Origin of the sequence: Massilia sp. ST3, assembly GCF_018119405.1 — a bacterium.
Lineage (GTDB): Bacteria > Pseudomonadota > Gammaproteobacteria > Burkholderiales > Burkholderiaceae_D > Telluria.
Map to the genome: position 1 here is coordinate 1 of NZ_JAGPWC010000041.1, position 26998 is coordinate 26998.

27 protein-coding genes are annotated in these 26998 nt (G+C 65.2%); 12 read left to right on the forward strand and 15 right to left on the reverse strand.

Annotation, left to right across the window (positions count from 1 at the left end; all coding sequences use genetic code 11):
- The first annotated feature begins 192 nt into the window (after positions 1–192).
- Both KBW98_RS14785 and KBW98_RS14790 read left to right on the forward strand, forming a co-directional pair.
- Entirely contained in the window at positions 193–1119 is a 927-nt protein-coding gene (locus tag KBW98_RS14785; RefSeq protein ID WP_211520916.1) for an aldo/keto reductase family oxidoreductase, read from the forward strand.
- Between the two features lies 1 nt (position 1120).
- On the forward strand, positions 1121–1432 hold the full coding sequence (locus KBW98_RS14790; RefSeq protein ID WP_211520917.1) for a metal-sensitive transcriptional regulator: 312 nt from the start codon (positions 1121–1123) through the stop codon (positions 1430–1432).
- Position 1433: 1 nt separating this feature from the next.
- On the opposite strand, the gene pssA is transcribed toward KBW98_RS14790, so the two are convergent.
- Positions 1434–2213, reverse strand: coding sequence for a CDP-diacylglycerol--serine O-phosphatidyltransferase (gene pssA, locus KBW98_RS14795; RefSeq protein ID WP_211520918.1), 780 nt, complete (start codon positions 2211–2213; stop codon positions 1434–1436).
- A 142-nt stretch (positions 2214–2355) separates the two neighbouring features.
- Between pssA and KBW98_RS14800 the strand changes: the two genes are divergently transcribed.
- The gene (locus tag KBW98_RS14800) at positions 2356–3333 is read left to right on the forward strand and encodes a CAP domain-containing protein (RefSeq protein WP_211520919.1); all 978 of its coding nucleotides are present in this window, start codon (positions 2356–2358) and stop codon (positions 3331–3333) included.
- Positions 3333–3929: an Hpt domain-containing protein gene (locus KBW98_RS14805; protein ID WP_229429211.1), complete on the forward strand. Its 597-nt coding sequence runs from the start codon at positions 3333–3335 to the stop codon at positions 3927–3929. Before KBW98_RS14800 ends, KBW98_RS14805 begins: the two co-directional genes overlap by 1 nt.
- A 154-nt stretch (positions 3930–4083) precedes the next feature.
- On the opposite strand, the gene KBW98_RS14810 is transcribed toward KBW98_RS14805, so the two are convergent.
- From KBW98_RS14810 to rpmH, 7 genes are all read right to left on the reverse strand, one after another.
- Positions 4084–4302, reverse strand: coding sequence for a hypothetical protein (locus tag KBW98_RS14810; RefSeq protein ID WP_211520958.1), 219 nt, complete (start codon positions 4300–4302; stop codon positions 4084–4086).
- A gap of 180 nt (positions 4303–4482) precedes the next feature.
- Positions 4483–5022: a DUF1439 domain-containing protein gene (locus tag KBW98_RS14815; RefSeq protein WP_229429212.1), complete on the reverse strand. Its 540-nt coding sequence runs from the start codon at positions 5020–5022 to the stop codon at positions 4483–4485.
- An 89-nt stretch (positions 5023–5111) separates the two neighbouring features.
- The gene (mnmE, locus tag KBW98_RS14820) at positions 5112–6491 is read right to left on the reverse strand and encodes a tRNA uridine-5-carboxymethylaminomethyl(34) synthesis GTPase MnmE (RefSeq protein WP_211520921.1); all 1380 of its coding nucleotides are present in this window, start codon (positions 6489–6491) and stop codon (positions 5112–5114) included.
- Between the two features lie 215 nt (positions 6492–6706).
- Positions 6707–8374 (reverse strand): membrane protein insertase YidC, encoded by a 1668-nt coding sequence (gene yidC / locus KBW98_RS14825; protein WP_211520922.1) that lies wholly within the window; start codon positions 8372–8374, stop codon positions 6707–6709.
- 12 nt (positions 8375–8386) lie between these two features.
- Positions 8387–8647, reverse strand: a complete 261-nt coding sequence (yidD, locus tag KBW98_RS14830) for a membrane protein insertion efficiency factor YidD (protein ID WP_211520923.1) — start codon at positions 8645–8647, stop codon at positions 8387–8389.
- Entirely contained in the window at positions 8644–9051 is a 408-nt protein-coding gene (rnpA, locus tag KBW98_RS14835) for a ribonuclease P protein component (RefSeq protein WP_211520953.1), read from the reverse strand. Before rnpA ends, yidD begins: the two co-directional genes overlap by 4 nt.
- A gap of 31 nt (positions 9052–9082) precedes the next feature.
- Positions 9083–9220 (reverse strand): 50S ribosomal protein L34, encoded by a 138-nt coding sequence (gene rpmH / locus KBW98_RS14840; protein ID WP_078035393.1) that lies wholly within the window; start codon positions 9218–9220, stop codon positions 9083–9085.
- 368 nt (positions 9221–9588) lie between these two features.
- Here rpmH and dnaA point away from each other — a divergent pair, with 368 nt between their 5' ends.
- From dnaA to gyrB, 3 genes are all read left to right on the forward strand, one after another.
- Positions 9589–10992 carry a chromosomal replication initiator protein DnaA gene (gene dnaA / locus KBW98_RS14845; RefSeq protein WP_211520924.1) on the forward strand — a complete coding sequence of 468 codons (1404 nt, stop codon included), beginning with the start codon at positions 9589–9591 and terminating at the stop codon, positions 10990–10992.
- A 97-nt stretch (positions 10993–11089) separates the two neighbouring features.
- Complete coding sequence (gene dnaN / locus KBW98_RS14850) at positions 11090–12196, forward strand: DNA polymerase III subunit beta (RefSeq protein WP_211520925.1); 1107 nt, start codon at positions 11090–11092, stop codon at positions 12194–12196.
- A 172-nt stretch (positions 12197–12368) separates the two neighbouring features.
- Positions 12369–14870, forward strand: a complete 2502-nt coding sequence (gene gyrB / locus KBW98_RS14855; protein ID WP_373888951.1) for a DNA topoisomerase (ATP-hydrolyzing) subunit B — start codon at positions 12369–12371, stop codon at positions 14868–14870.
- A 63-nt stretch (positions 14871–14933) separates the two neighbouring features.
- Here the strand turns inward: gyrB and KBW98_RS14860 are convergent, their stop codons facing one another.
- Positions 14934–16220 (reverse strand): MFS transporter, encoded by a 1287-nt coding sequence (locus KBW98_RS14860; protein ID WP_211520926.1) that lies wholly within the window; start codon positions 16218–16220, stop codon positions 14934–14936.
- Between the two features lie 179 nt (positions 16221–16399).
- On the opposite strand from KBW98_RS14860, the gene KBW98_RS14865 reads away from it, so the two are divergent.
- On the forward strand, positions 16400–16939 hold the full coding sequence (locus tag KBW98_RS14865) for a hypothetical protein (protein WP_211520927.1): 540 nt from the start codon (positions 16400–16402) through the stop codon (positions 16937–16939).
- Between the two features lie 178 nt (positions 16940–17117).
- On the opposite strand, the gene KBW98_RS14870 is transcribed toward KBW98_RS14865, so the two are convergent.
- The gene (locus tag KBW98_RS14870) at positions 17118–18299 is read right to left on the reverse strand and encodes a fatty acid desaturase (RefSeq protein WP_211520928.1); all 1182 of its coding nucleotides are present in this window, start codon (positions 18297–18299) and stop codon (positions 17118–17120) included.
- Positions 18300–18408: 109 nt separating this feature from the next.
- On the opposite strand from KBW98_RS14870, the gene KBW98_RS14875 reads away from it, so the two are divergent.
- Complete coding sequence (locus KBW98_RS14875; protein WP_211520929.1) at positions 18409–18642, forward strand: hypothetical protein; 234 nt, start codon at positions 18409–18411, stop codon at positions 18640–18642.
- 135 nt (positions 18643–18777) lie between these two features.
- Here the strand turns inward: KBW98_RS14875 and infA are convergent, their stop codons facing one another.
- Positions 18778–19044 (reverse strand): translation initiation factor IF-1, encoded by a 267-nt coding sequence (gene infA, locus KBW98_RS14880; protein WP_211520930.1) that lies wholly within the window; start codon positions 19042–19044, stop codon positions 18778–18780.
- A 270-nt stretch (positions 19045–19314) separates the two neighbouring features.
- Positions 19315–19566 carry a hypothetical protein gene (locus tag KBW98_RS14885; protein WP_211520931.1) on the reverse strand — a complete coding sequence of 84 codons (252 nt, stop codon included), beginning with the start codon at positions 19564–19566 and terminating at the stop codon, positions 19315–19317.
- A gap of 264 nt (positions 19567–19830) precedes the next feature.
- Between KBW98_RS14885 and KBW98_RS14890 the strand changes: the two genes are divergently transcribed.
- Positions 19831–20268, forward strand: a complete 438-nt coding sequence (locus tag KBW98_RS14890; protein WP_211520932.1) for a hypothetical protein — start codon at positions 19831–19833, stop codon at positions 20266–20268.
- Positions 20269–20284: 16 nt separating this feature from the next.
- Here KBW98_RS14890 and KBW98_RS14895 read toward each other — a convergent pair whose 3' ends face one another.
- Positions 20285–20605, reverse strand: a complete 321-nt coding sequence (locus tag KBW98_RS14895; protein ID WP_211520933.1) for a hypothetical protein — start codon at positions 20603–20605, stop codon at positions 20285–20287.
- A 176-nt stretch (positions 20606–20781) separates the two neighbouring features.
- On the opposite strand from KBW98_RS14895, the gene KBW98_RS14900 reads away from it, so the two are divergent.
- On the forward strand, positions 20782–21861 hold the full coding sequence (locus KBW98_RS14900; protein ID WP_211520934.1) for a DUF5700 domain-containing putative Zn-dependent protease: 1080 nt from the start codon (positions 20782–20784) through the stop codon (positions 21859–21861).
- A 15-nt stretch (positions 21862–21876) separates the two neighbouring features.
- On the opposite strand, the gene KBW98_RS14905 is transcribed toward KBW98_RS14900, so the two are convergent.
- Positions 21877–22980: a hypothetical protein gene (locus tag KBW98_RS14905; RefSeq protein ID WP_211520935.1), complete on the reverse strand. Its 1104-nt coding sequence runs from the start codon at positions 22978–22980 to the stop codon at positions 21877–21879.
- Between the two features lie 539 nt (positions 22981–23519).
- On the opposite strand from KBW98_RS14905, the gene leuA reads away from it, so the two are divergent.
- The gene (gene leuA / locus KBW98_RS14910) at positions 23520–25202 is read left to right on the forward strand and encodes a 2-isopropylmalate synthase (protein WP_211520955.1); all 1683 of its coding nucleotides are present in this window, start codon (positions 23520–23522) and stop codon (positions 25200–25202) included.
- A 72-nt stretch (positions 25203–25274) separates the two neighbouring features.
- On the opposite strand, the gene KBW98_RS14915 is transcribed toward leuA, so the two are convergent.
- Positions 25275–26912 (reverse strand): ATP-binding domain-containing protein, encoded by a 1638-nt coding sequence (locus KBW98_RS14915; RefSeq protein WP_211520936.1) that lies wholly within the window; start codon positions 26910–26912, stop codon positions 25275–25277.
- Positions 26913–26998: the final 86 nt, after the last annotated feature.

Below are 26998 nucleotides of genomic sequence, written 5' to 3' on the forward strand. Positions count from 1 at the left end.
GGGGGGTTTTTTTTTTTTGGGCTGCGCGACGAACTTGGGCCCCGGCCTGCGCGGGGACGACGGTCTTTGGGCTGAAGGTGAACTCAAACGACGTCATCCCGGCGAAGGCCGGGATCCAAGTTTGCTTGCGCAGCCAACAACATTTTCCCCTCCCGCTATAATCGAACATCCCGCCATTCGAAGGATCCCCCGATGACCGCCCAGCTCCCCGCCGACCTGCACTGCCCCCGCATCACCACCCGCGAAGGCGGCCCGGAACTGTCGCGCATCGTGGCCGGCATGTGGCGCATGACGGAATGGGACATGATGGTCGAGCAGCGCGTGGGCTTCATCGAGCAGTGCATCGCCATGGGCGTGACCACCTTCGACCACGCCGACATCTACGGCGGCTACGGCGTCGAAGGCCTGTTCGGCGAAGCCTTGCGCGCCCAGCCCTCGCTGCGCGACCGCATCGAACTGGTGAGCAAGTGCGGCATCAAGCTGATCTCGCCCGCGCGCCCGGAACACACGATCCAGCACTACGACACCAGCGCGGCGCACATCGTCGCCTCCGCCGAGGAATCCCTGCGCCAGCTGCACACCGACCGCCTCGACCTGCTCCTGATCCACCGTCCGGACCCGCTGATGGACTTCGACGAGATCGCCGAAGCCTTTACCCGCCTGAAGCAAGACGGCAAGGTGCTGCACTTCGGCGTGTCGAACTTCACGCGCCACCAGTTCGAATGCCTGAACCGCCGCATCCCGCTGGCCACCAACCAGGTCGAATTCTCGCCGCTGTATACCGCGCCGATGTTCGACGAAACCTTCGACGGCCTGCAAGACCTGGGCATCGCCCCGATGGCCTGGTCGCCGCTGGGCGGCGGGCGCCTGTTCAATGCGGGCGACGCCGGCGCCGAGAACCTGCGCCTGGTGATCAAGGAAGTCGCCGACCGCCTGCGCCAGCCCTTCGCCAGCGTGGTGTTCGCGTGGATCATGCAGCTGCCGAGCCGTCCGGTTCCGCTGACCGGCACCGGGCGCCTGGAAGCGATCAAGGTGGCGGTGGCCGGCGCCGGCTTCAGCCTGGCGCGCGAAGACTGGTTCCGCATCCTGCGCGCGGCGCGCGGCCACGAGGTGGCCTGAGATGGCGGAAGGCCAGCTGAAGATCGTGGAAGGCCGGGCCCTGAGCGGCCAGCAGAAGAAGGACCTGCTCAACCGCCTGGCCCGCATCGAAGGCCAGCTGCGCGGCGTGCAGAAGCTGATCGCGCTGGCCGACGAACCCTCGGATTGCGACGCGGTCGCCCAGCAGATGGCGGCGGCGCGCAAGGCCCTGGACCGCTCCTTCGTCCAGCTGCTCACCGCCTCCATCCTGACCCAGACCGGCGAAGCGGGCGACCTCGAGGAAGCGCGCGCGCGGGCCGCCCACCTGGCGGCGATGCTGGATAAATTTGCCTAGCCTAATCCTCGTAGACCTTCGGCGGTGCGACGCCGGTCCAGCCGGTCTTCCAGCCGATGTTCAACAGCAGCGTGGCGCACACGTAGAGCAGGAAGAACAGCACGAAGAAGCGCGTCTGCAGCAGCGCCAGCAGCACCGCGCACACGGCCAGCAGGCCGATCATCACCTTGCCTTTCGGGTGCTTGGAACTGGGGAAGCGGATGGTTGACACCATCAGCGCGCCCACCGCCACCATCAGGCCCGCGATCAAAAAGGCTTGGGTCATCGAGGTAGCCGGATCGGGCCAGGCCACCACCACCGAGGCCACGCAGGCCGCGCCGGCGGTGATCGGCATGCCGACGAAATAGCGCGGGTCGGTGCGACCGTGGCTGATGTTGAAACGCGCCAGGCGCAGCGCGCCGCAGGTGACGAACACGAAGCAGGCCAGGCCGCCCATGCGCACCAGGGTAGGGTGCGCGACGCTCATCTGGGCAAAGCCGTAGCAGTACAGCAGCAGGCCCGGGGCGCAGCCGAAGTTCATCACGTCGGCGATCGAATCGAGCTGCACCCCGAAGCTGGACTGGGTATTGGTGGCGCGCGCCACGAAGCCGTCCAGCGCGTCGAACACGCCGGCCAGCACCAGCAGGATCGCCGCCAGGCGGTAGTCCGCCGGGTTGCCGATATGCGCATTGTCGACCGAGATCACGATGCTGCCGAAACCGCAGGCGATCGAGAGCAGGGTCACGAAACTGGGCAGGGCGAACTTGGCGCGCGCGAGGCGCTGCTGGCGGGTGGGGTTCAAGTTAGTGGCTCGGCAAGAGAATTGATGCCTTATTCTACAGGGAGCAAAATAAGATTGTGGCAGAGACGCCGCCACCCCGTCACAAAGGACCGATTTGCCCTAGAATGTCGCATCGTTGCTGTGTATTGACAGGAGTTGCAAGATGAGCTATGTGCCTGGCTGGCGGACAATTGTTGCGGCATTGGGCGCCGCGCTGGCCCTCGCCGCGTGCGGCGGTGGTGGCAGCGACAGCCCTGCGGCGGCCACGCCTTCCGCAACCGGCTCCGTCGCGCCCCCGCCGAGCGGCACGGCCATCCCGCCGGTGGCGGATGCCTCCGCGCCCACCCTGAGCGGCAACATCGCCGCCGACGGGCGCAACTGGATCAATTACCGCCGCGCCCAGGCCGGCGTACCGGCCGTGGCCGAGAACGCCCAGATCAACGCCGCGGCGCTCGGCCACTCCGAATACCTGCGCGTCAATAACCTGATGAGCCACGACCAGGTGCCCGGCCGCCAGGGCTTCACCGGCGCCACGCTGGCGGACCGCCTGGCCGCGGCCGGCTATACCTTGCCCACCAACGGCGGCTATGCCTACGGCGAGATCATCTCGGGCACTACCAACCGCTCGGGCTTCTACATGGCCGAGGAACTGATCACCGCGATCTACCATCGCTTCGTGATGTTCGAACCGATGTTCAAGGAAATCGGCACCGGCGCGGCGACGTCGTCGAGCGGCTACAACTACTTCACCGCGGACTTCGGTGCGCGCGGCGGCTACGGCCCCGGCATCGCGCGCGGGACGATCGTGACCTGGCCCTTCAACGGCCAGGCGCAGGTGACGCCGAACTTCTACAGCGACACCGAGGCGCCGGATCCGGTCCCGAGCCAGAACGAAGTAGGCTATCCTATCAGCGTGCACACCAACCTCGATGCCTCGCTCACGGTACAGAGCTTCACCGTGCGTCCGCGCGGCGGCGCCAACCTGACAACCCAGCGGGTCGACCCATCCGGCGGCCAGAAGACCGCCGCCGCCATCGTCCCCCTGCAGCCGCTGAAAGGCGGTACGACCTATGAGGTCAGCTTCTCCGGCGCCGTCAACGGCGCGCCGGTGACGCGCGAGTGGTCGTTCACGACGCGCTGATGCTGGAAACGCACCCACGACAGGCCAGGCAGGAAGCCCCCGGCCAGGCACTCGACCTGGCGGCCGGCCTCGAGCGGGTCATGGGCGACCGCGCCATGCACCTGCGGGTGCTCGGGCGCTTCCGCACCGACTACCGCGACACCATCCTGCGCCTGCGCCAGGCACTGCTGGCCGGCGACGCCGTGCTGGCGCAGCGCATCACCCACACCCTCAAGGGTGCCGCCGCCATGATCGAGGCGCGCAGGCTGCGCCAGCTGGCGCTCGACACCGAACTCGCCGTGCGCGCACAAGGCAATGCGGACGCGGTCCTGACCGGCGAACTGGAAGCGGAACTGGCGCGCGTGCTGGCCGAGGTCGACGCAGTGTTGGCCGCGCCGCCAGCGGCTGCCGGCGCGCACGGCACCGGCGCAGCCAGCAGCGGCGAGCTGGCCAGCCTGCGCGCCATGCTCGACATCGGCGACGGCGCCGTCCCCGCCCTGCTCGAAGCGCGCCGCGGCGCCTTCCTCGCGGCCCTGGGCGCCGAGCGCATGCGCCGGCTCGACGCCGCGGTCAGCAGCTTCGACTTCGAACGCGCACTGGCAGTACTGGAAGAATAGAGAGCGCCTAACAAAACTTTCAGGGCAAGGGATGCGGCCCTCCGACGCGGAGTCGAAGACAGTACGACTGTACGGCGAGACGACGCAACGCAGCCATGGAGGTTTTGTAAGGCGCTCTAAAGGCGGGAACTGAAGCGTCCGCGCGCTGGATGCGTCAGCGCGTGTACTCCGCTTCCTCGTCGAAGGAATCGGCGCAGGTCTTGCCGCAGAAACGGCGCACGCTGTCGAGCGGCTTCTCGCAGTACCAGCACGATCCCTTGGCCGGAAGGCTTTGCCGGGAGGGCGCGGCGGCATGCACCACCCCGGCCACGGCGGCCATGGGCGGCTCAGCGGGCAGCCCGTTGTCCGGAAAACTCTCGTGTGTCGTTTCCAAGATCCACCCCCTAACACGGCTGCCTGAAGTGTAAAAAAGATTACTTCAGTGGAATACCGTGTGCATGAGAAAGCTCAATCAGCCGGACACAGTGTGCGCCCAATGCCGAAGCTGCGCAATCCTGTGCTTATCGACAGGCTTGGTTTTGAGCATCATCGCAACAGTTTCCCTGCATCGTGCTCAGCGCGCCGGTTCGAGCGTGACCAGCAGGCCGCGCCGCGTGGTCTGGATGCGGGTCGGCACGAACTGCACACCGGCATAGCGCAAGTCGTCCATGTTGAAGGAGTAGACAGGAATATCGCGCGCCAGCATGCCGATCATGCCATTGGCGACGTTCGCAACCTGGCGTTCGGCCAGGCCGCTGCCGGCGCCGAAATCGAGGCGTTCCACACGCGGCTCGGCCATCATCACTGCTGAACGACCGGGGTCGACGAACAGGCGCCCGGAAAACGCCAGGCTGCCGTTCCAGGATTGGCCGGTGAAGGGCGGGCTGACCGAGGCGTCGAGCGCCAGCGCCACGCGGTCTGTATCGGGGTCGATCGACAGCAGCGGGCGAGAAAGGCGGACGTTGAGCACGTCCAGCATGCGGTTATCGAGCGGGAAGCGGCGCTCCAGGCCAGCCTGCAGCTTGTAGAGCGGCAGTTCGACCTGGCGCGGGCCGGCCAGGTTGGCGCAGGAGGCCAGCATGCCGGACAGGGCCAGCATGCCGGCAAGACGCAAGACGGTTCGGCGGGGAAAAGCGGGGGCCTGGGGCATCGTGGCGGTTCTCCTTGTCGGCATGCGGCAAGCCTAGCACGATTGCCCGGGACTCATTTTCCGATACAGAAGCGGCTGAAGATCACGCCCAGCAAATCGTCTGGCGTAAATTGACCGGTAATGCTGGAGAGCTGGTCCTGCGCCAGGCGCAGCTCCTCGGCGAACAGGTCGAGCGACTGGTCGTCCTGCATCGCGTGCTGGCGCGCCAGCTCCAGGTGCTCGCGCGCGGCGCGCAGGGCGATCAGATGGCGTTCGCGCGCCAGGTAGAGCGATTCGCCGGTCTGCTGCCAGCCGGCGATGCGCAGCAGTTCGGCGCGCAGCAACTCGATGCCGATCTTCTCGTGGGCCGACAGGTACACGTGGGTGGCGTCCGCGCCCTCTTCCTTCGAGGGCTTGTGGCCGGACAGGTCGATCTTGTTCCAGATGCGCACCACCGGCACGCCCTGCGGGAAGGCGGCCACGATCTCCTCGTCGGCCTTGCTCGGCCCCAGGCTGGCGTCGAGCAGGTGCACGATCACGTCGGCCTTGCCGACCTCGCCCCAGGTGCGCTCGATGCCGATCGCCTCCACCACGTCCACGCCTTCGTCCAGCGCCCGGATGCCGGCGGTGTCGATGATGTTCAGCGGGATACCCTCGATCTGGATCGTTTCGCTCACCTTGTCGCGGGTGGTGCCGGCGATCGGGGTGACGATGGCGACGTCGGCGCCGGCCAGGGCGTTCAGCAGCGAGGACTTGCCCACGTTTGGCTGCCCCACCAGCACCACGTTCAGGCCTTCGCGCAGCAGGGCGCCCTGGGCAGCCTGGCGGAACACGTTCTCCAGCGCCTCGATAATGCCGCCCAGCTGGCCGCGCGCGTTCGATTTCTCGAGGAAGTCGATTTCTTCTTCCGGGAAGTCGAGGGTGGCTTCGACCAGCATGCGGAGGTTGATGGTCTGGTCGACCAGCTTGTGCACCACCTGCGAGAAGGCGCCGGACAGTGACTGCGAGGCCGACTTGGCGGCGGCTTCGGTAGAGGCGTCGATCAGGTCGGCCACGGCTTCGGCCTGGGCCAGGTCGAGCTTGTCGTTCAGGAAGGCGCGGCGGGTGAATTCGCCCGGCTCGGCCAGGCGCAGGCCGTGTTCGGCGCCCGCTTCCAGCACGCGCTGCAGCAGCATCTGCAGCACGACCGGGCCGCCGTGGCCTTGCAGTTCGAGCACGTCTTCACCGGTGTAGGAATGCGGGCCCTTGAAGTAGAGGGCAATGCCCTGGTCGATCACGGCGCCGCCCGCATCCTTGAAGGGGATGTAGGTGGCGTGGCGCGGGGCGAGTGTCGTACCGGGGAACAGGGCGTCGATCAGCGCGGCCAGCGACTTGCCGGAGGCGCGCACGACGCCGATGCCGCCGCGGCCGGGGGCGGTGGCGATGGCGGCGATGGGGGAGGTGTCGAGTTTCATGGGGGGATTGTAAGGGATTCGAGCGTTAGTGGTCTGCGTGGGAACTTGGGTCCCCGCCTTCGCGGGGATGACGTTCTAAAGTAGCTACATGGCTTGATTACACCACTGCTCTAAGCACGTCATCCCCGCGCAGGCGGGACCCAAGTCCGCAGCGCACCGACGGCGCATAAAAAAACCCGCGCATTCGCGCGGGTTTTTCCGGAAGGACGAACGAATTACTTCGCGCCCTCGAACTTCTTGGTAATCACCCACTGCTGCGCGATCGACAGGATGTTGTTGACCACCCAGTACAGCACCAGTCCCGACGGGAAGAAGAAGAAGATGACCGAGAACGCCAGCGGCATGAACAGCATCATCTTCGCCTGCACCGGATCGGTCGGCTGCGGGTTGAGCTTGGTGGTGATGTACATCGACACCGCGTACAGGATCGGCAGGATGAAGTACGGGTCCGGCTGGGTCAGGTCCTGGATCCAGCCGATCCACGGCGCGCCGCGCATCTCGACCGAAGCCTGCAGCACCCAGTACAGGGCGAAGAACACCGGCATCTGCACCAGGATCGGCAGGCAGCCGCCCAGCGGATTGATCTTCTCGGCCTTGTACAGCTCCATGGTGGCCTGCTGCATCTTCATCGGGTCGTTCTTGTACCGCTCGCGGATCGCCTGCATCTTCGGCGTCACCACGCGCATCTTCGCCATGCTGCGGTAGCCGGCGGCCGACAGCGGGAAGAAGGCCAGCTTGATCAGGATGGTCAGGGCCACGATGGTCCAGCCCCAGTTACCCAGCAGCGAGTGCAGCTGGTCCATCACCCAGAAGATCGGCTTGGCGATCACGGTCAGCATGCCGTAGTCCTTCACCAGCTCCAGGCCTGGGGCGATGCCTTCCAGGGTCTTCTCGTCCTGCGGGCCCGAGTACAGGCGGGTGTCGGTCGACACGGTCGCGCCCGGCGCCACGGTGCCCAGCGGCTGCACGGTGCCGATCGCGTACAGGTTGGTGGCGATCTTCTTGGTGTAGATGTCGCGCTGCACCTTGTCGGCCGGGATGAAGGCCGAGACGAAGAAGTGCTGCGAGATCGCGACCCAGCCGTTATCGGCCTTGGCCGAGTGCTCGGCCTTGTTCTTCTCGATTTCCTCGAAGGTCAGCTTCTGGTACTTGTCGGCGTCGGTGTACAGGGTCGGGCCGGTGTAGCTCGACATGAACCACGAATCGTTGGCCGGCTTGTTGCCGTCATGCTGGAGCTGCAGGTAGAGCGAAGGCTGGACCGGCGCGGCGCCGACGTTGGTCACGTCGTGGCGGATGCCGACCACGTAGTCGCCCTTGCGGAAGGTGAAGGTCTTGGTCAGGCGCACGCCGCCCTGCTCCGCATCCATCACCAGCTGGACCTGGTTGCCGCCATTCAGCGTACGCACGCCCGGACGGACGGTGAACACGGTGTTGTGGTTCGGCAGGACGCCGGCGGCGCTGTTGCCGATCAGGCCGGTCTGGCCCAGGTAGACGTTGTTGCCGCTGACGTCGAACAGGACCTGGTTCTTGGTCTTGTCGAAGTGGTCCGGATAGTGCAGCAGTTCCAGGCGCTTGATGACGCCGCCGGCGCTGTCGATGTTGACCTTCACCACGTCGGTGGTGATGGTGACGATCTGGCTGACCGGGGCGGCGGGCGCGGCCGGCGCGGCGCCTGCGACGGCGGGCGTACCCGGCACGGCGGTGCTGCCTGGCTGGGCGGCGACCGGCACATCGGACGGCTTGGCCGGCTGCTGGGCGACCTTGGCCGGCGGCGCCGGCGAGAACAGCGACTGTTTACCGTTGGCCACCATCCAGTTGTTCCAGAGAACAATCAGGGAAATGGCGAACACGATCCACAGGATGGTACGTTTATTGAGTTCCATTTGGGGGTCTAGTCAGGAATGATGACAGCCTTTGGGGGCTGGGGAAGAATCCTTGGTGCGCACGGGCGGCACCAGGTCGACGCCACCCGCATTCCACGGATGGCAGCGGCACACGCGGCGCGCGGCCAGCAGCGAACCGCGCGCCGCGCCATGGGTGCGCAGCGCTTCGATCGCGTAATTCGAGCAGGTCGGGTAGAAACGGCATTTCTGCCCGAGCATCGGGGACAGCAGCAGCTGGTAGCCGCGGAGCAACCAGACAAGCAGCGTCTTCATGATGAAGGCTGGGCAGGGTTACCGGCGCCGCGGCGCGGACGCTGCGAAGCGAACAGGCGCGCCAGTTCGGCGCGCAGCTCGGTCTTGAGGGCGCGCGTGGTGGCGGGGCCGTCCTTGCTGTTGACCGGGCGCGACAGGCGCACGATGCAATCGACCGCCTGGAGTTCGCTGCTGCGGAACAGTTCGCGCGTGACGCGCTTGATCGTGTTGCGCGTTACCGCGCGCGGGGCGAAACGCTTGGCCGCGACGACGCCCAGCCGCGCATGCGGCAGCGTATTGGGGCGGGTATAGAGGACGAAATGCGCGGATTTTTGTGCCGGCCGCAAACGAAAAACGGATGAAAATTCATCCGTTTTAACGATGCGCCGAGCGCGCGCGAAGTCGTGTGAACCTTCGCCTGTCATGGCCAACCGCGTCGCTCTGCGGCGTGCCGGCTTAGACGACTGCCAGGCGCTTGCGGCCCTTGGCGCGGCGGGCGTTCAGAACCTGACGGCCACCACGGGTAGCCATACGTGCGCGGAAGCCGTGCGTGCGCTTGCGACGAACGACGGAAGGTTGGTAAGTACGTTTCATGGTGGTCTCGCTTAAAGCAAAAGAAATTGCAAAATCGGGTCTGACGTCTCGTCGTCAGGATTCGGCGCCAATGACAGTTCGCAGATGTTAAGCCAGCGTCAGCCACAGCAGATACTCTTCGCCCGGGCTGCATCCGCTGTTGAATTGACAGCTAGACATGGTGACCGGGCGGGGAACCCTGAATTAGACCCTAGTTCTGGCCCGGCTGTCAAGGCGGCTGTTGTTTCGCAAGCAGCTTCCCGGTTTATCCGGCCGCCCTCCTCGGGTGCTCCACCAAGCCCGCTTTCGGTTGAAAATAGTCGACACAACCTGTGGATAACTACGGAAGAGACAGGTAAAATAGCGTGTTACGTATCAATTAGCGAAGTATGGAAAACTTTTGGCAGACCTGTTCCGCGCAGCTGGAGCTCGAATTGACGCCCCAGCAATACAGTGCGTGGATCAAACCGCTGGTCGCCCTCGACTACGAAGACGGCAAGCTGCGCATCGCCGCGCCCAACCGCTTCAAGCTCGACTGGGTAAAGACGCAGTTCGCCACCCGCATCACCGAGCTCGCCGCCCAGTACTGGGAAGCGCCGGTGGAGGTGCAGTTCGTGCTCGACCCGAAGACCAATCCGGCCCGCAAGCCGGCGGCGCCGATCGCCCCTACTTCCGACGGCGCGGCGCCGGGCACCGGCCTGCTGCGCCCTGCCCCGGTCGGCCAGGAGAACCAGACCCAGAACCTGAACATCGCCAACTCGCCCAAGCGCGAGCAAAGCCGGATCAACACCGAGCTGACGTTCGACAGCTTCGTGACCGGTAAGGCCAACCAGCTGGCGCGCGCCGCCGCGATCCAGGTCGCCAACAACCCGGGCATCTCGTACAACCCGCTGTTCTTCTACGGCGGCGTCGGCCTGGGTAAAACCCACCTGATCCATGCGATCGGCAACCAGGTCATGGCCGACCAGCCGGGCGCGCGCATCCGCTACATCCATGCCGAGCAGTACGTGCGCGACGTCGTCACCGCCTACCAGCGCAAGGGCTTCGACGACTTCAAGCACTACTACCACTCGCTCGACATGCTCCTGATCGACGATATTCAATTCTTCGGCGGCAAGAGCCGTACGCAGGAAGAATTCTTCTATGCGTTCGAGGCGCTGATCGCGGCCAAGAAGCAGATCATTATCACCTCGGATACCTATCCGAAGGAAATCACGGGCATGGACGACCGCCTGATCTCGCGCTTCGACTCGGGCCTGACGGTGGCGATCGAGCCGCCGGAACTCGAGATGCGCGTGGCGATCCTGCTCAAGAAGGCGCAGTCCGAGGGTGTGACCCTGAACGACGACGTGGCCTTCTTCGTGGCCAAGCACCTCCGTTCCAACGTGCGCGAACTCGAAGGCGCACTGCGCAAGATCCTGGCCTACTCGCGCTTCCACGGCAAGGACATCACCATCGACGTGGTGAAGGAAGCCCTGAAGGACCTGCTGTCGGTGCAGAACCGCCAGATCTCGGTGGAGAACATCCAGAAGACGGTCGCGGACTTCTTCAACATCAAGGTCGCGGACATGTATTCCAAGCGCCGCCCGGCGAACATCGCCCGGCCGCGCCAGATCGCCATGTACCTGGCCAAGGAACTGACGCAGAAGAGCCTGCCGGAAATCGGCGAGCTGTTCGGCGGCCGCGACCACACCACCGTGCTGCACGCGGTGCGCAAGATCGCCCAGGACCGCCAGAAGAACGCGGAATGCAACCACGAACTGCACGTGCTGGAACAGACCCTCAAAGGGTAAAACGCCTCCCTGGGCCCGGGGTTTGTGTTTAAACCGGGCAATGGCAAAATAGTGCATTAGCAATAAATCACCAAAAACAACTCATTCGAGGATAACTATGCAATTGGTCAAATCCACCCGAGATACGCTTCTCCGGCCACTGCAGATCGTGAGCGGTATTGTCGAGCGTCGGCACACTATGCCGATTCTGGCCAATATCCTCATTCGCAAGAACGGCGAAAGCGTGTCCTTCCTGTCGACCGACACCGAAGTCCAGATCACCACGCTGGCCAACATCGGTTCGGGCGACGAGGTGACGGGCACGACCGTGGCTGCGCGCAAGCTGCTCGACATCCTGCGCGCGCTGCCGGAATCGGGCGACGTGACCATGACCCTGCAGAACAAGCGCCTGGCCGTCCAGAGCGGCAAGTCGCGCTTCGCCCTGCAGACCCTGGCGGCCGAGGAATTCCCGACCGTGTCGGTGGCCGACAGCTACAACGCCTCGGTGACCCTGCCGCAGAAGACCCTGAAGCACCTGTTCAACATGGTGCACTTCTCGATGGCCCAGCAGGACATCCGCTACTACCTGAACGGCCTGCTGCTGGTCCTGGACGGCAACAACATCATCGCCGTGGCCACCGACGGCCACCGCCTGGCCTTCTGCCAGGTGGAGTCGGAGCAGTCCTTCGAGCGCCAGGAAGTGATCATCCCGCGCAAGACCATCATCGAACTGCAGCGCCTGCTGGAAGAAAGCGACGAGGAAGTGCGCCTGGATATCGCGGCCTCGCAGGTCAAGCTGACCTTCGCCGACATCGAGCTGGTCTCGAAGCTGGTAGAGGGCAAGTTCCCTGACTACACCCGCGTGATCCCGAAGGGCTACAAGAACGACTTCACGATCAGCCGCGACGAGCTGCTGCGTTCGCTGCAGCGCGCCGCGATCATGACCAGCGACAAGTTCAAGGGTGTGCGCTGCATCATCACCCCGGGCAGCATGAAGATCAGCTCGACCAACGCCGACCAGGAAGAGGCGGTGGAAGAACTCGAGATCGACTACGGCGGCGACGCGATCGACATCGGCTTCAACGTCACCTACCTGCTCGACGTGCTGAACAACCTGAAGTGCGACCAGGTGAACATCGCCCTGGGCGACTCGAACTCGTCGGCGCTGATTTCGATTCCCGACAATGGCGACTTCAAGTATGTCGTCATGCCGATGCGTATTTAAGTAGCACCATCGGCCGAGACACATTGTTACCTCGTCGTTCCGGCGCAGGCCGGAACCCAAGTTTGCCAGTGTTCACGCAAACTTGGTTCCCGGCCTGCGTCGGGATGACGGTTCAAGCTGTAGCGCTCAAAAAGACTGCAGCTTGAATCACCCGTTTTATAGAAAGCAGTCCATGTCCGAGAATACCCAAGCACAAATGTCCTCCGCCCCGCAGGGCGATGAATACGGCGCCTCCTCGATCCAGATCCTGGAAGGCCTGGAAGCGGTCCGCAAGCGTCCGGGCATGTACATTGGCGACACCTCGGACGGCACCGGTTTGCACCACCTCGTGTTCGAGGTGCTGGACAACTCGATCGACGAGGCGCTGGCCGGTTTCTGCTCCGAGATCCACGTCACCATCCACTCCGACAACTCGATCTCCATCACCGACAACGGCCGCGGCATCCCGACCGGCATCAAGATGGACGACAAGCACGAGCCGAAGCGCTCGGCGACCGAAATCGCCCTGACCGAGCTGCACGCCGGCGGCAAGTTCAACCAGAACGCCTATAAGGTGTCGGGCGGCCTGCACGGCGTCGGCGTGTCCTGCGTGAACGCGCTGTCGAAGCTGCTGCGCGTGACCGTGCGCCAGAACGGCAAGGTGCACCAGCTGGAGTTCTCGCGCGGCGTGCCGATGGACCGCCTGATCGAGGTCGTCGACGGCGTCGAAGTGTCCCCGATGAAGATCATCGGCGAGACCGACAAGCGCGGCACCGAAGTGCATTTCTGGGCCGACGAGGAAATCTTCACGACCGTCGAGTACCACTACGAGATCCTGTCGAAGCGCATCCGCGAGCTGTCCTTCCTGAACAACGGCGTCAACATCAAGCTGAGCGACCAGCGCACCGGCAAGGAAGAAGTCTTCGCCTTCGAAGGCGGCACCCGCGGCTTCGTCGAGTACATCAACAAGGCCAAGAGCGTCCTGCACCCGACCGTGTTCCAGGCGACCGGCGACCGCCTGTCGGACCAGGGCACCAACATCTCGGTGGACGTGTCGATGCAGTGGAACGACGCCTACAACGAGCAGGTGCTGTGCTTCACCAACAACATCCCGCAGCGCGACGGCGGCACCCACCTGACCGGCCTGCGCGCGGCAATGACGCGCGTGATCAACAAGTACATCGACGAGAACGATTTCGCCAAGAAGGCCAAGGTCGAGATCTCGGGCGACGACATGCGCGAAGGCCTGACCTGCGTGCTGTCGGTGAAGGTGCCCGAGCCGAAATTCTCGTCGCAGACCAAGGACAAGCTGGTGTCCTCGGAAGTGCGCGGCCCGGTCGAGGAGATCGTGGCCAAGACGCTGACCGACTTCCTGATGGAGAAGCCGAACGACGCCAAGATCATCTGCGGCAAGATCGTCGAAGCGGCGCGTGCCCGCGAAGCGGCGCGCAAGGCGCGCGACCTGACCCGCCGCAAGGGCGTGATGGACGGCCTGGGCCTGTCCTCGAAGCTGGCCGACTGCCAGGAACGCGACCCGGCGCTGGCCGAACTCTACATCGTCGAGGGTGACTCGGCAGGCGGCTCGGCCAAGCAGGGCCGCGACCGTAAGTTCCAGGCCATCCTGCCGCTGCGCGGCAAGGTGCTGAACGTGGAAAAGGCGCGCTTCGAGAAGATGCTGTCGTCGGAGCAGATCACCACCCTGATCGCGACCCTCGGCACCTCGATCGGCCCGGACGAATTCAACGTCGACAAGCTGCGCTACCACCGCATCATCATCATGACCGACGCGGACGTCGACGGCGCCCACATCCGTACCCTGCTGCTGACCCTGTTCTACCGCCAGATGCCGCAACTGGTCGAGCGCGGCCACATCTACATCGCGCAGCCGCCGCTGTACAAGGTCAAGGCCGGCCGCGACGAGCGCTACCTGAAGGACGACACCGAGGAAGCCAGTTACATGATGACGGTGGCGCTGAACGGCGCCTCCTTGATCCCGCGCGACGGCGCCGAGCCGATCAACGGCGAAGCCCTGGGCGAACTGGTGCGCCAGTACAACCTGGCCAACGCCATCATGATGCGCCTGACCCGCGTGATCGACCGCGCCGCGCTGACCGCGATCATGAGCGGCGTGACCCTGGACATGAGCTCGCTCGAGAACGCCGAAGCCTCGGCCCGCGCGATGGAAGCCGCGATCAAGGACCCGGCCGTCAAGGTCGTGGTGCGGTCGGACGAGCTGTCCGAGAAGTACGCGCTGCGCATCGAGCGGATGCGCCACGGTAACGTGCAAGTCACCGCCATCGACGCCGACTTCGTGCAGAGCAATGACTACGCGGTGCTGGCCAACGCCGCCGCGACCTTCCAGGGCCTGATGGGCGAAGGCGCCATCATGCGCCGCGGCGAAGGCGAGAAGATGAAGGAATTCGCGGTGCGCGAGTTCCACGAGGCGATGATCTGGCTGCGCGAAGAAGCCGAGCGCGGCGTCAGCAAGCAGCGCTACAAGGGTCTGGGCGAGATGAATCCGGAACAGCTGTGGGAAACCACGATGGACCCGACCGTGCGCCGCCTGCTCAAGGTGCAGATCGAAGACGCGATTGCGGCGGACCAGATCTTCACCACCCTGATGGGCGATGAGGTGGAACCGCGTCGTAACTTCATCGAGAGTAACGCGCTGCAGGCGGGGAACATCGACGTCTGATCTCCTGCCGCGCAGGTCCTGGCAATGGCTCCTTCGGGAGCCATTGTCGTTTCTGCTTCAAGATCAGTCCTGCTCGGGAATCGGCCTGGTCACCAGGAACAGATAGGACATGGCGCCAAGGAAGGCGATGCCGGCACCAGTCAGCAGGGCCGGCACGAAAGACCAGGTCTGGGCGATGTAGCCGGTGAGGATGGGCGCCATCGCGCCGCCCAGGAAGCCGCCAAAGTTCTGGATCGCGCCGAGCGAGGCGATGCGGCTGCGCGGCGCCACCACCGTGGCCAGCGACCACGAGCAGGCCGACGAGGCGTTGGCGAGGAAGATGACGATCGAGATGCAGGCCACGGCCACGGTATTGCTCTCGACCAGGGCTGCCGGAATCGTGAAGGCGACCATGCCCAGCATGGACGCCACCACCGCATTGCGGCGGCCGGATACCGGCGAGGCCGCGAGTTTCGCAACCCGGTCGGAGGCCCAGCCTGCTATGAGGGCGCCGGCGAAGCCGCAGAAGAAGGGGATCGAGGCCGCCAGGCCGGAATACGCCAGGTCCATGTGGCGCTCGGTGCGCAGGTAGCCCGGCAGCCAGGTCAGGTAGACCCAGTTGAGGTAGACCGAGCCGGAGAAACCGAGCAGCATGCCCCAGGTGGCGCGGTGCTTGAACAGCGCGCCCCAGGAGGACAGGCCCGCCTTCGGCGCCTCCTCGGCGGCCTGGCCGGCGTCGAGGTAGGCGCGTTCTTCGGCCGTGAGCTGATCGCGCACGGGGTCGCGGTACAGCGCCACCCAGACCACGGCCGCCACCAGGCCCATGCCCCCCGTGACGAAGAAGGCCCAGTGCCAGCTGGTCGCGGCGATCAGCGGCGCCAGGCACAGCGGCGCGAGGGCGACGCCCAGGGGCGAGGCGGAATTGAAGATGCCGGTCGGCGTGCCGCGCGAGCGCGGCGGGAACCAGTTGCTGACGACCCGCGCCGCCGCCGGAAATTGCGGCGCCTCGCCGATGCCGAGCACGACCCGCGCGAGCACGAACCAGCCGAAGGTCGACACCAGCCCGCCCGCGGCCTGGGCCAGCGACCAGATGACCAGCCCCATGCCGAGCAGCCAGCGCGGCCCGATCTTGTCGACCAGGGCGCCGACCGGCAGCTGGCACAGGGCATAGCTCCAGGAGAAGGCCGACAGCAGCAGGCCCATCTGGCCCAGCGACAGGCCGAGGTCGGCGCGGATGTACTCATTGGCGACGGCCAGGGTGGCGCGGTCCAGGTAATTGATGACGCCGGTGACCACGAGCAGCGCCAGGGCCAGGGTTTGGCGGCGGCGGATACGCGGCGGCGTGTCTTGATTAGAGGAAATATCGATCATCCCGGGATGCTACCAAAGGCCGGTGCGCAGGGCGAAAGATATTCTTGCCAAGGACAGCATGAGTGTCTTGGCGACAACAGTTCAGGCAGCGGTGGCGCGTTCGATTGCAGTAATGCAAGCCAGCGTTTGGAAGCCGGCTTGCTATAGTAGGTTTCCGCAACCAGCTGGAGCATACGCCCATGCGACTTCGAAAAGCCGCCGTGACGCTTGGAGGAAGCCTGCTTCCCACTCTCGCCGTCGCCTCTCCGGACCTGCAGGCCTCGGCATTCATGGACATCTATGCCTCGCACTGCATCAAGTACCTGCATGATTTCGACGGCTTGCGCCGCCATCTGGGCGCCGCGCCACGGCTGTCTCCCGACAAGGCGGCGGTGTTCCTGAAAGGCTCGCAAGGAAATGCCTGGATGGTGCCCAGCCCGCATGGGCAGTTCATCCTGGTGATCAACCAGGACAAGCAGCTATGCGCGCTGTATGCGAAGACCGTTCCCGCCACCACGGCGCAAGAGCTGTTCGAGAAGGTCGTCAGCACTGCCCCCGCGCCCTTCCGCAGCAAGCAGATGCGCAATACCTCCTCGCCCGGGACGGACGGCGTCACCCTTACCGTGGCATACGAATGGAGCACGGATAGTTCGCCGCGCAAGCCGCTGTTCTCGCTTACCGTGACTACCAGCCCCAAGAGCGTGGCCCAGGGCGTGGCCATCGCCGCCCTTGGACACTAGCGTTCGTACGGCTCTACCAGAGACGGCAATCTCATCTCGTTCACGATAGTCCCGCAGTGTCAGCACGTCGTTCCGGCGAAGGCCGGAACCCAAGTTTTTGTCCGCGTCTCGACAGCTCTAAAAACTTGGGTACCGGCCTTCGCCGGTGCGACGGTCTTATGGCTAAGGGTTGTGACGATCACGCGTAGCCGCGCAGCTCGCGGGCGAAGGAGCGCAGCTGCGGACACATGGCCCTGGTGGCGCGGGCGCACCATCCCGACAAGGCTTCGCGCAACTGGTCCTCGGTGGCGAGCGAGCGCTGCCACAAGGCGGCCAGTTGCTCGCGCAGCGCCTGCACCTGCCGCAGGCGTTCGCTGGTGCCGAGCAAGGCGCCCAGCACCGATTGTTCGTCCGCGTTCAGATAACCGGGATCGCGCGCCAGCAGGCGCAGCGCCATGCGGCGGCTGACGCCGGCCGGCAGCGCGATATTGCGCAGCTCGCGGTGCCAGACCGGCGCCAGGCGGGCCGACAGGGCCGCCATCACGCGCGCCCGGTTGGCCAGCACGGCGCGCAAGGTATGGTCGTCGACCTCCATGTGCCGGTAGCGAATGCGCGGCGCCGCCGGCACCGGCCTCGCCTGCGCTAGGCCAAGCAGCTGCAGGATGCGGATATAGAACCAGCCGGCGTCGAACTCATACCATTTGACGGACATCTTGGCCGAGCTGGCGAAGGTGTGGTGGTTGTTATGCAGCTCTTCGCCGCCGATCAGGAGGCCGATCGGGACGATGTTCGTGGCCGCTTCGGCGCAGTCGAAATTGCGGTAGCCGATGGCATGGCCTGCGCCATTGATGACGCCGGCGGCGAAGATCGGAATCCACAGCATCTGGATGCCCCAGACCGACAGGCCGATCACGCCGAACAGCGCCACGTCGAGAATCAAGAGCACGCCGACGCCCTGCCAGGTCCAGCGGCTGTACAGGTGACGCTCGATCCAGTCGTCCGGACAGCCGGCGGCATAGCGGTCGATCGCGGGCTTGTCGCGGCTGGCAGTGCGATAGAGTTCGGCGCCGCGCAAGAGCACCGTGCGCAGGCCCGCCAGGCGCGGGCTGTGCGGATCGCCTTCGCGCTCGCAGAAGGCGTGGTGCTTGCGGTGGATGGCGACCCACTCGCGCGTGACCATGCCTGTGGTGAGCCAGAGCCAGAAGCGGAAGGCGTGGCTGGCGATGGGATGCAGGGTGAGGGCGCGATGCGCCTGGTGGCGGTGCAGGTAGACGGTGACGGCGATGATGGTGAGATGGGTCGCCAGCAGGGTGTAGACGACGATGCCGACCCAGGACGCGTGGCTGAGTCCGGAATCCAGGAAACGCAACAACTCCGTCATCGCTTTCTCCTCGTGCGGGCCGGCGCGCATTCCCGTGGGCGGACCGCGCCGATCCATGTTACGGTGCCATCAGCTCCAAGCGCCGACAGCGGCCGCATGAAAGGCCAGCGTGATTTCCCAACACTACCGTGGATACGACATCGAGGTGTACTGCCTGCAGAGCGAGGAACGCTATGCCTGGCAGGTCACGATCCTCGACCGCCAGGCGGGCGCCCAGCATGCCCATGCAAGTTCTCCCGGCAGTTGCGCGGGTGCGGCCGAAGCCCAGGACCGCGCCTTCCAGTACGCCCGCGCGTGGGTGGAATTGCACCCTTTGCACTGGCCTTTCGACGGTACCCATTAGATTCATGCGCCTGCCGCGCTGGCGGCGGCCAGGCATCAGTATGCGCGTTTTGCAGGACAGGCGCGCACAACAAACATCCAACAAACACGCGCCATCAATAAGAGTTGCGAGACCGAGACGGTCTCGCGGGATGGCTTAGCGGCGGCGCATCGGCGCGCTGCGCGGTCCGGACGGGCCGCGGTTTTCGATATGGCGGAACACGATGCGGCCCTTGGTCAGGTCGTAGGGCGACAGCTCCAGCGTGACACGATCACCCTGCAGGATGCGGATGTGGTTCTTTTTCATGCGGCCCGAGGTATAGGCAATCATCTTGTGACCATTGTCGAGGTCGACGCGGAAGCGCATCTCGGGCAGGACCTCGGATACCAGGCCATTCATTTCAATCAGTTCTTCTTTTGCCATGCGGTTTCTCCAGTGGCGTTGAGGACCGTGCACGCGCACGTTCCAGGAAATTGCGGAAAAGCGTCGCGAGCCGAAGGTGGTCGCGAAGTGAAAAGGCCTGGCCGGGAGCGCAGGAGGAGGAGAAAGCGCCCGCATGCCGCGGACGTTGTTTCAAATGATGCTGGACAGCTTGTTGCTCGAATGCACGCACGCTGCGGTGCGCGGGAGCTGTCGATAGTACGGCCAGTATAACAGGAATGAATGTTCGCCGCACAAACCCCCATCGCCCATTTATGACAACTGGCTAGGCTCTTCGTGGGTAGCGGTCGAATGTTCGGTCTCGACAGACAGGCTGAGCTCGCTATTGTCTTCGATTATCTTTTCGGGCGGATCGAGCATGTCAGCCAACATGGCGTGCAACTCCTCCGTATCCCACGGCTTGTTCGCATGCTGTTGCCGGTGAATATAAGACATGATTTCCCGGTTTTGCTCGGCAGAGAGCGGCAGGCCATGGAAGGTGGACTGCGGAGACGATTCGATCATGATGACCTCCCTTTCTGGCCAGGGTGGTCAGATACGACCACTATACGCCCGGCATCCGCCCGTGGCGCACGGCAGGCGGCGGCGAAACATGCATTGACAGTCCGTGCAGCCGTGCTACCATTCCGCTCGGGCTGAGCAGGACGCCCACTCTCGCGAAAGCCAGCGCACCTGCCAACGTGGTTCATACGTTCGTTTCAAGGTTCATACCATCCCATCATGGATGCCGCGGCGAGAACGGCATGCACATATGAAAAGGAATCCGGTATGCACTTGCCATCCCATCCAGCGGACTCGTCCGAAACCAACACCAACTTCTTGCGCCGGGTTGCGCGCCTCATGCTGCGCGCGGCGCGCTCGGACCACCCCAGCAAGGCCCTGCCCGTCATCCGCCGCGTGCATGCGGCGCGCGCCGTCCCAGCCGGGCGGATCACTGAGCTCTACCATGCGCGCCAGACCTTGCAGCTCAAGCACATGTTCAGCACCGTCGCCACCGAGCTCGGCTATGACAGCTGGGACGCCTGCAAGCGCGATATCGAGCGCCGCCCTTCCGCGCTGCTCGACCGCTTCCGGCTCGATCTGGGCGCTTTCGGCGACTATGAACACGTGTGGTTCTCCGACGCCCCCGCCGCGCAGGCGTGGCAGCGCGAGCACGGCGGGCGCGTGGTCGTGTACGGCAGCCAAGCAGTGGTGATGTCGACTTGACGCACAGTACGCGTTCTTAGCGCCGGTTGCCCATCTTCGCTTGCGATGGCGCTTCGATCCGCGCTTCATAATGCGCCAGGCGCCGCGTGACAGCGGCATGCCTGGCGTATTTCTTCCTGAGCGCGGCAAGTCGCCGGTCGGTGCCGCGGCAGAACCTGCCGAGTTGGCGCGCGACTTCCTTGGTTCGCTCCACGTCGCCCGGATCGGGTAATTCGCCGCGAAAATGCTCGCAGGTTTCGCGCAAGCCGATGAAAGCCCGGACTTCTTGCGGCAGCGTTTCCGCCGCATGCAGCGAAGACGCCATCAAGAGCATCAGCAAAACGGCAACTTTCATCATCTCGCCTCCCGCATCGGACCGTATTTTCGGATTAAAGTCCGTCCGGCGCCGCCGGGTATTGCGCTAATGCAGACGCGGGCACATCATTCCCGGCTCATTATCGAGCATGCAGATGTTCATTATTGAAGCGCCCTTCTCTACAATCGCGTGGATACCCATCCGATTCGAGGAGGAACATGAAGTCCGCATTGCTCTCAGCCCTGTTCGGCATTCCGATGCTCGCCTTGCCGCCCGCCTGCGCCGCCGGCCCGGCCGCGCCCACCCAGGCCAGCGCCCCCGCGCGCCTTGACTTCGCCTTCGACTACGAGCTGGCCAGGCTGGTCAGCCAGTCGGTGGCGCAAGGCCAGTTCAGCGAAGCGGCGATCGCCGCCATCCGCAGCCATCCGGCCAGCGCGGCGATGGTGCGCAAGATGAAGCTCAAGGGCATGGACGAGCTGATCGCCTACCTGCGCACGCTGCCCGCCAACCCGAAGATGGCGCCGGCCGCGGAAGCGATCCAGGCCAGGCTGGGCGGCGCGGCGGGCGACGGCTACGCGCCGCTGGCGGACGAGGTCACGCGCCTGCTCAGGCAATACGTGCCGGCCGACTTCGCGGGACGCCTGAAGGTCTATTTCATCTTCGGGGGCAATGCGGGCGGCTTCGCCTTCGACGACAACCGCAACGACGTGTACGTGAACCTGGCGCGCATGTCCGAGGCCAGCACGCAGGAGCTGGCCGAGCTGGTCGCGCACGAGCTGTTCCACGGCGTGCAGGTGCAGCTGATGCCGCCGCCGCCCCGTCCCGCGGCCGATACCCCGGCCGCGGCGCTGGGCCAGGTCTGGACCCGGCGCCTGCTCTACGACCTGCTGCAGGAAGGAACGGCTGAACTGTTCACCCATCCGCTGGCCGACCGTCCCGCGAACGGCTACTCGATGCGCGGCAAGGCGCGCATCGAACGCAATACCAGGCGCATGGAATCCATCGTGACCATGGTCGAGACCATCGGCCTGCGCCTGCTGGCCAGCCCGCCGCGCGACGAGGATGGTTATGAAGCCATCTACGGCTTGCTGTTCTACGGTACTTTCGACGAGCCGGCCTATGACCTGGGCTGGGTCATGGCCAGCACCATCGAGCGGCATGAAGGCAAGGCGGCGGTGTATGCGCTCCTGAAGGCGGAGCCGAAGCGCTTCCTGCTGCGCTACCAGGAGCTGGCGCAGCAGGATCCCAAGCTGCCGAAGTTCAGCGAGGACTTCGTGCGCGCGGTCCGCGCGCTGTGAGCCCAGGCTGGAGGATCAGGGCAGCACGATCTTGACGATCGCGTTGCCCGAGGTGACGTAGAGATTGCCCTTGCCATCCGTGACGATGCCGCGGATGTCGGCCAGGCTGCCGGGCAAGGCGCCGGTGCGCACCAGGTTGGCGCGGGTGGTGCCCGCCACGGTAGTGACGACGCCGGCAGGCGTGATCTTGCGCACCAGGTTGTTGGTGGTATCGGCGGCGTACACGTTGCCCTGCGGATCGACCGTCATGGCCAGCACGTGTTCGAAACGCGCGTCCGTGCCGGTGCCGTTCGCGGCGCCCTTGGTGTTGGCCGCGCCCGCCAGGCCGGTCAGGGTGGGCGTGCCGAAGGGACCGCTCGGCGTCCACTTGCTGATCTTGCCTTCCAGGTCGTACAGGTAGGCGCTGCCCGCGCTGTCGGTCGCCACGCCGCGCGGCAGGAACAGCCGGGTGCCGAGCAGGTCGTTCACCACCGCCTGGCCTTCCAGCATCACGACTTCGTTGGCGGCGGACAGCCTGCGGCTGCCGTAGCGGTTGGTGATGAACAGGTTGTTGTTCGTATCGACGGCGAGCCCGCCGGCCACGACGTCGGCCATGCTGCGTCCGTCGACGTTGGTCCCGACCGGCAGCGTGTACCTGGTGCTCACCTGTCCCGCCGGGGTAATGCTGCGGATAGCCAGGTTGTCGGCGACGAAGACCGTACCCTCGCTGTTGACCGCCACAGCCGCCGGGTTGCTGAAGCGTGCGTTGGACGCGCTGCCGTTGGCGGTGCCCGCCATGCCCGCCGCGCCGGCTAGGGTGGTGACCACGCCGGCCGGCGTGATCTTGCGGATCGTGGCATTGCTGGTGTCGGCCACGTACAGGTTGCCGCTGCCGTCGATCGCCAGGCCGCGCGGATTGTTGAAGCGCGCCGCCGTTCCCGTACCGTCCATGGTGCCGTCCGCCGTCGGGTCGCCCGCGAAGACCGTCAGGGCGGTCGATTGCGGCGGCGGGTCGTCGTCGTCGTCGTCGCGGTCCTTCGGAATGCCGTCGCCGCAGGCGGTGCACAGGAACATCAGGGCGGCCGCGCCGAGCAGGTTCAGGCGCCAGCGGGCCGCAGGCGAAGCAGGAAGACGGGACATGGACATCTCCGAAAAAATAGTGCAGAGATGCTAGCACGCAGCCCTGCCTTCCGCCTGCGGACGGCTCATGAGGCCCGCATAATCTGCGCGGCGCCAGGCGCATTCCCGGCCCATCGGCTTTTGTGAATTGCCGTACTTTCTTCGCCACAGCCGCCCATCATCCGCTTGACATACGGTAAAGCTTGGCATAAAGTCGAAATTATGTCCTTCCCACTGCATCTATCGACTTCCCTACCAGCTGCCGGCGCACTATCGCTGGCTGCCCTGCTACTACGCGCGTAATCCTCCGCGCCCCGTCCGGCCACCGCCGGCCTCCCCAGCAGTCAGGAAAGTTGCACCGATGTCAGCCAGTCTCACCACCACGTCTTCGCTTCACCATTCCGGGTCCTTCCTGGCGACGGGCGCGCGCGCGCCGTTCCGCCTGCTGCTAAGCCTACCGATCGGTTGCCGGGCCTAGCGTTCGTGGCCCGTCCGGCAGCCTGCGCCACACGCAGTACACCGTCAGTCAGACCCTTGTGACCACCATTCAGGAGCACCCGATCATGTTGCAGAATCCCGCCGCCAAGTACCGCCCCTTCCCCGCCGTCGACCTGGCCGACCGCCAATGGCCCGGCCGCACCATCACCCAGCCGCCAATCTGGATGAGCACCGACCTGCGCGACGGTAACCAGGCGCTGATCGAGCCGATGAGCCCGGAGAAGAAGCTGCGTTTCTTCGAGATGCTGGTCAAGGTGGGCCTGAAGGAAATCGAAGTCGGTTTCCCGTCCGCGTCGCAGACCGACTTCGATTTCGTGCGCATGCTGGTCGAGGAAAACCGCATTCCCGACGACGTCACCATCATCGTGCTGACCCAGGCCCGTGACGAGCTGATCCGCCGCACCGTGGCATCGGCGGTCGGCGCCAAGCGCGCCATTGTCCACGTCTACAACTCGGTGGCGCCGGTGTTCCGCCGCGTGGTGTTCAACATGGAGCGCGAGGAGATCGTGCAGATCGCGGTCAAGGGCACGCAGCTGATCAAGGAGCTGGTGGCCCAGCACCCCGAAACCCAGTGGGGCCTGGAATACTCGCCGGAGTCGTTCTCGACCACCGAGCTCGATTTCTCGAAGCAGATCGTCGACGCCGTCAGCGCCGTGTGGCAGCCGACTCCGCAGAACCGGATGATCGTCAACCTGCCGTCCACCGTGGAAGCGGCCACCCCGAATGTGTACGCCGACCAGATCGAGTGGATGTGCCGCCACCTGGAGCGCCGCGAGTCGCTGGTCATCAGCGTCCACCCGCACAACGACCGCGGCACCGCCGTTGCGGCGGCCGAACTGGCCGTGATGGCGGGCGCCGACCGCGTCGAAGGCTGCCTGTTCGGCAACGGCGAGCGCACCGGCAACGTCGACCTGGTCACCCTGGCGATGAACCTCTACACCCAGGGCGTCAACCCTGGCCTGGATTTCTCGGACATCGACGCGGTACGCCAGCTGGTCGAGGACTGCAACCAGCTGCCGGTGCACCCGCGCCACCCGTATGCGGGCGACCTGGTGTTCACCGCCTTCTCGGGCTCGCACCAGGATGCGATCAAGAAGGGCTTCGCCCAGCAGAAGGCCGACGCGCTCTGGGAAGTGCCGTACCTGCCGATCGACCCGGCCGACCTGGGACGCAGCTACGACGCTGTCATCCGCGTCAACAGCCAGTCGGGCAAGGGCGGCATGGCCTATTTGCTCGAGCAGGAATACGGCCTGCAGCTGCCGCGCCGCCTGCAGATCGAGTTCTCGCGCGCCGTGCAGCGCGTGGCCGACGAGAGCGGCCGCGAGATCGCGGCGAGCGACCTGCACGCGCTGTTCGCCAGCGAATACCTGGAGCAGGACGAGCCTTATCACTATGTCGGCCACCGCATGACCGAGGCCAGCGGCGAGGACGTGCGGCTCGAGGTCAACGTGGCGCGCCACCATGCGCCGCAGGCGTTCAAGGGCACCGGTAACGGCCCGATCGACGCCTTCGTCAACGCGCTGGGGCTGGAAATCCGCCTGATGGATTACCACGAGCACGCGATCGGCTCGGGGGCGGATGCGAAAGCGGCCTGCTATGTGGAACTGCGCGTGGGGAACGGGCCGACCTTGTTCGGCGTGGGGATCGACAGCAATATCGTGACGGCCTCGTTCAAGTCGGTGCTGTCGGCGGTGAACCGGCATGTGAAGGCGTCGAGTGAGGAAGCGGGGGCGATGGCGGCCTGAATTGCCTTCCCTGGCTGAGCATGGAAACTTGGGTCCCGGCCTTCGCCGGGATCCAAGTCCGCACCGCAGCCATCAGCCGCTACTCACCCGATCCAGTATCTGCACCGACGCCCTCTCGCTCATTACCAGCACCAGCTTCAGCCTCGCCCGCGTCATCCCCACGAACAGCTTGCGCAAGGCCAGTTCGTCGAGCTCCTCGAAATCGATCTCGGTGAAGATCAGTGCTGGCGCCGACTGGCCCTTGAAGCGATACACCGATTCCGCCAGCAGCCCCCCTTCGCGGAACAGCGGATTCCCGAACAGGTCATACCCTCCCGTGAACGAACGCAGGCTGTGCGCGTCGCTCAGCTTGTCGAGCTTGAGGATGGTCGACTTCTCGCGCCCGCGGAAGGAGCAGATCGCGATGTCCTGGCGCCCGAAGCCGGCCGCCAGGCACAGGGTCACGGCGCGCCGCGTCTGCGACAGCATGGCTTCCGTGTCGCCTTCCGGATAAGTCAGCTCCTCGATGTCCGCCCCCTTGAACGGACTGCCCGCCTCCACCGGCTGGCGCGCCGCGCCGATCGAGGTCAGCATGTCGACGATCTGGCGCGGGCTGCGGTAGTTGGTGTTCGAATGCAGGGTCACCCAGCCGGGCAGCGGCACCATCTCGCGGCCATACAGGTTCTGGTCCGGGTCCTCCAGCCAGATCGCGCGTCCGCCCTCCCTCAGCATGCGCAGCACGATATCGCGCCACACGCTCGAGAAATCCTGGCCCTCGTCCACGATCACCACGTCGTAGCGCCAGGTCTCGGGCAGGTCGGCGGCCGCCAGCGATTTCTCGATGTCGGTCCAGACGTCCGGCGAGGAATAATCGGGTGTCATGTCCTGGGCGCGCAGCCAGGCGTCGCACAGGGTGTGGAAGGTGGCCACGCGCCCGCCCGCCGGCACCAGGCGTTCGATGTGGTCGGCCAGCGGACGGTTGAAGCAGACGTAGAGCGGACGCAGGCCGGCGTCGATGGCGGCCGTATACTCGGCCAGCGCCAGCTGGGTCTTGCCGCTGCCGGCCGTGCCCACCACGCGCAGGCGGAAGGGCGCGAACTCGAGCCGCCGCGCCCAGGTGGCCAGGCCGCCCGACAGGCGCGTCACCATGCTCACCGCGTGGCCGATCATCGAGCTCGGGTCGGGCCGCAGGTTCAGGGTGTCGCCCAGGAAGCGCGAAACCTTGTCGAATTCGTCGGTCTTGGGCGTGAGCGGCAAGGCCTCGCGGATCACCCGCGCCAGTTTGGGCTTATTCGTGGCGTCGATGATGTGGTGCGGGTCGATCCCGGCCAGCTGCTGGTCGCGCACGATATAGTCGGGACAGTACAGCAGGTAGTCGATCGACAGCTCGCCCTGGTAGCGCTTGGCCAGGCCCTCGATGGTCGACAGGATCTGGTTGCGGATCTTGCGCGGCTTGCCCAGGTAGTTCTTGACCAGGCCGTCCTTGGTCTCGGTCAGGAATCCGGCCACCTGCTCGATCACCAGCATGCGCCCGTTCGGCGCCACCACGATGAAGTCGATGTCGCCGTAGACGGAATAGCCCTGCTCGACATTGGTCCAGTGCACGCCATGGTAGATGTGGTAGGGCGCGTCGGACAGGCGCTGGTCGAGATAGGCGAGGGTTTCGATTTCGCGCGCCGCGGCGCCGGTCACGGACATCTCGCGCCAGCCGGCAGGATGGATGTAGGCCATAGGTCGTCAACGCCTCCCTGGGAAATTATCATTATTGTAAGGCTGCGAGCCCTCAGGGAACACACTATTGGATCCCACGCTTGGGA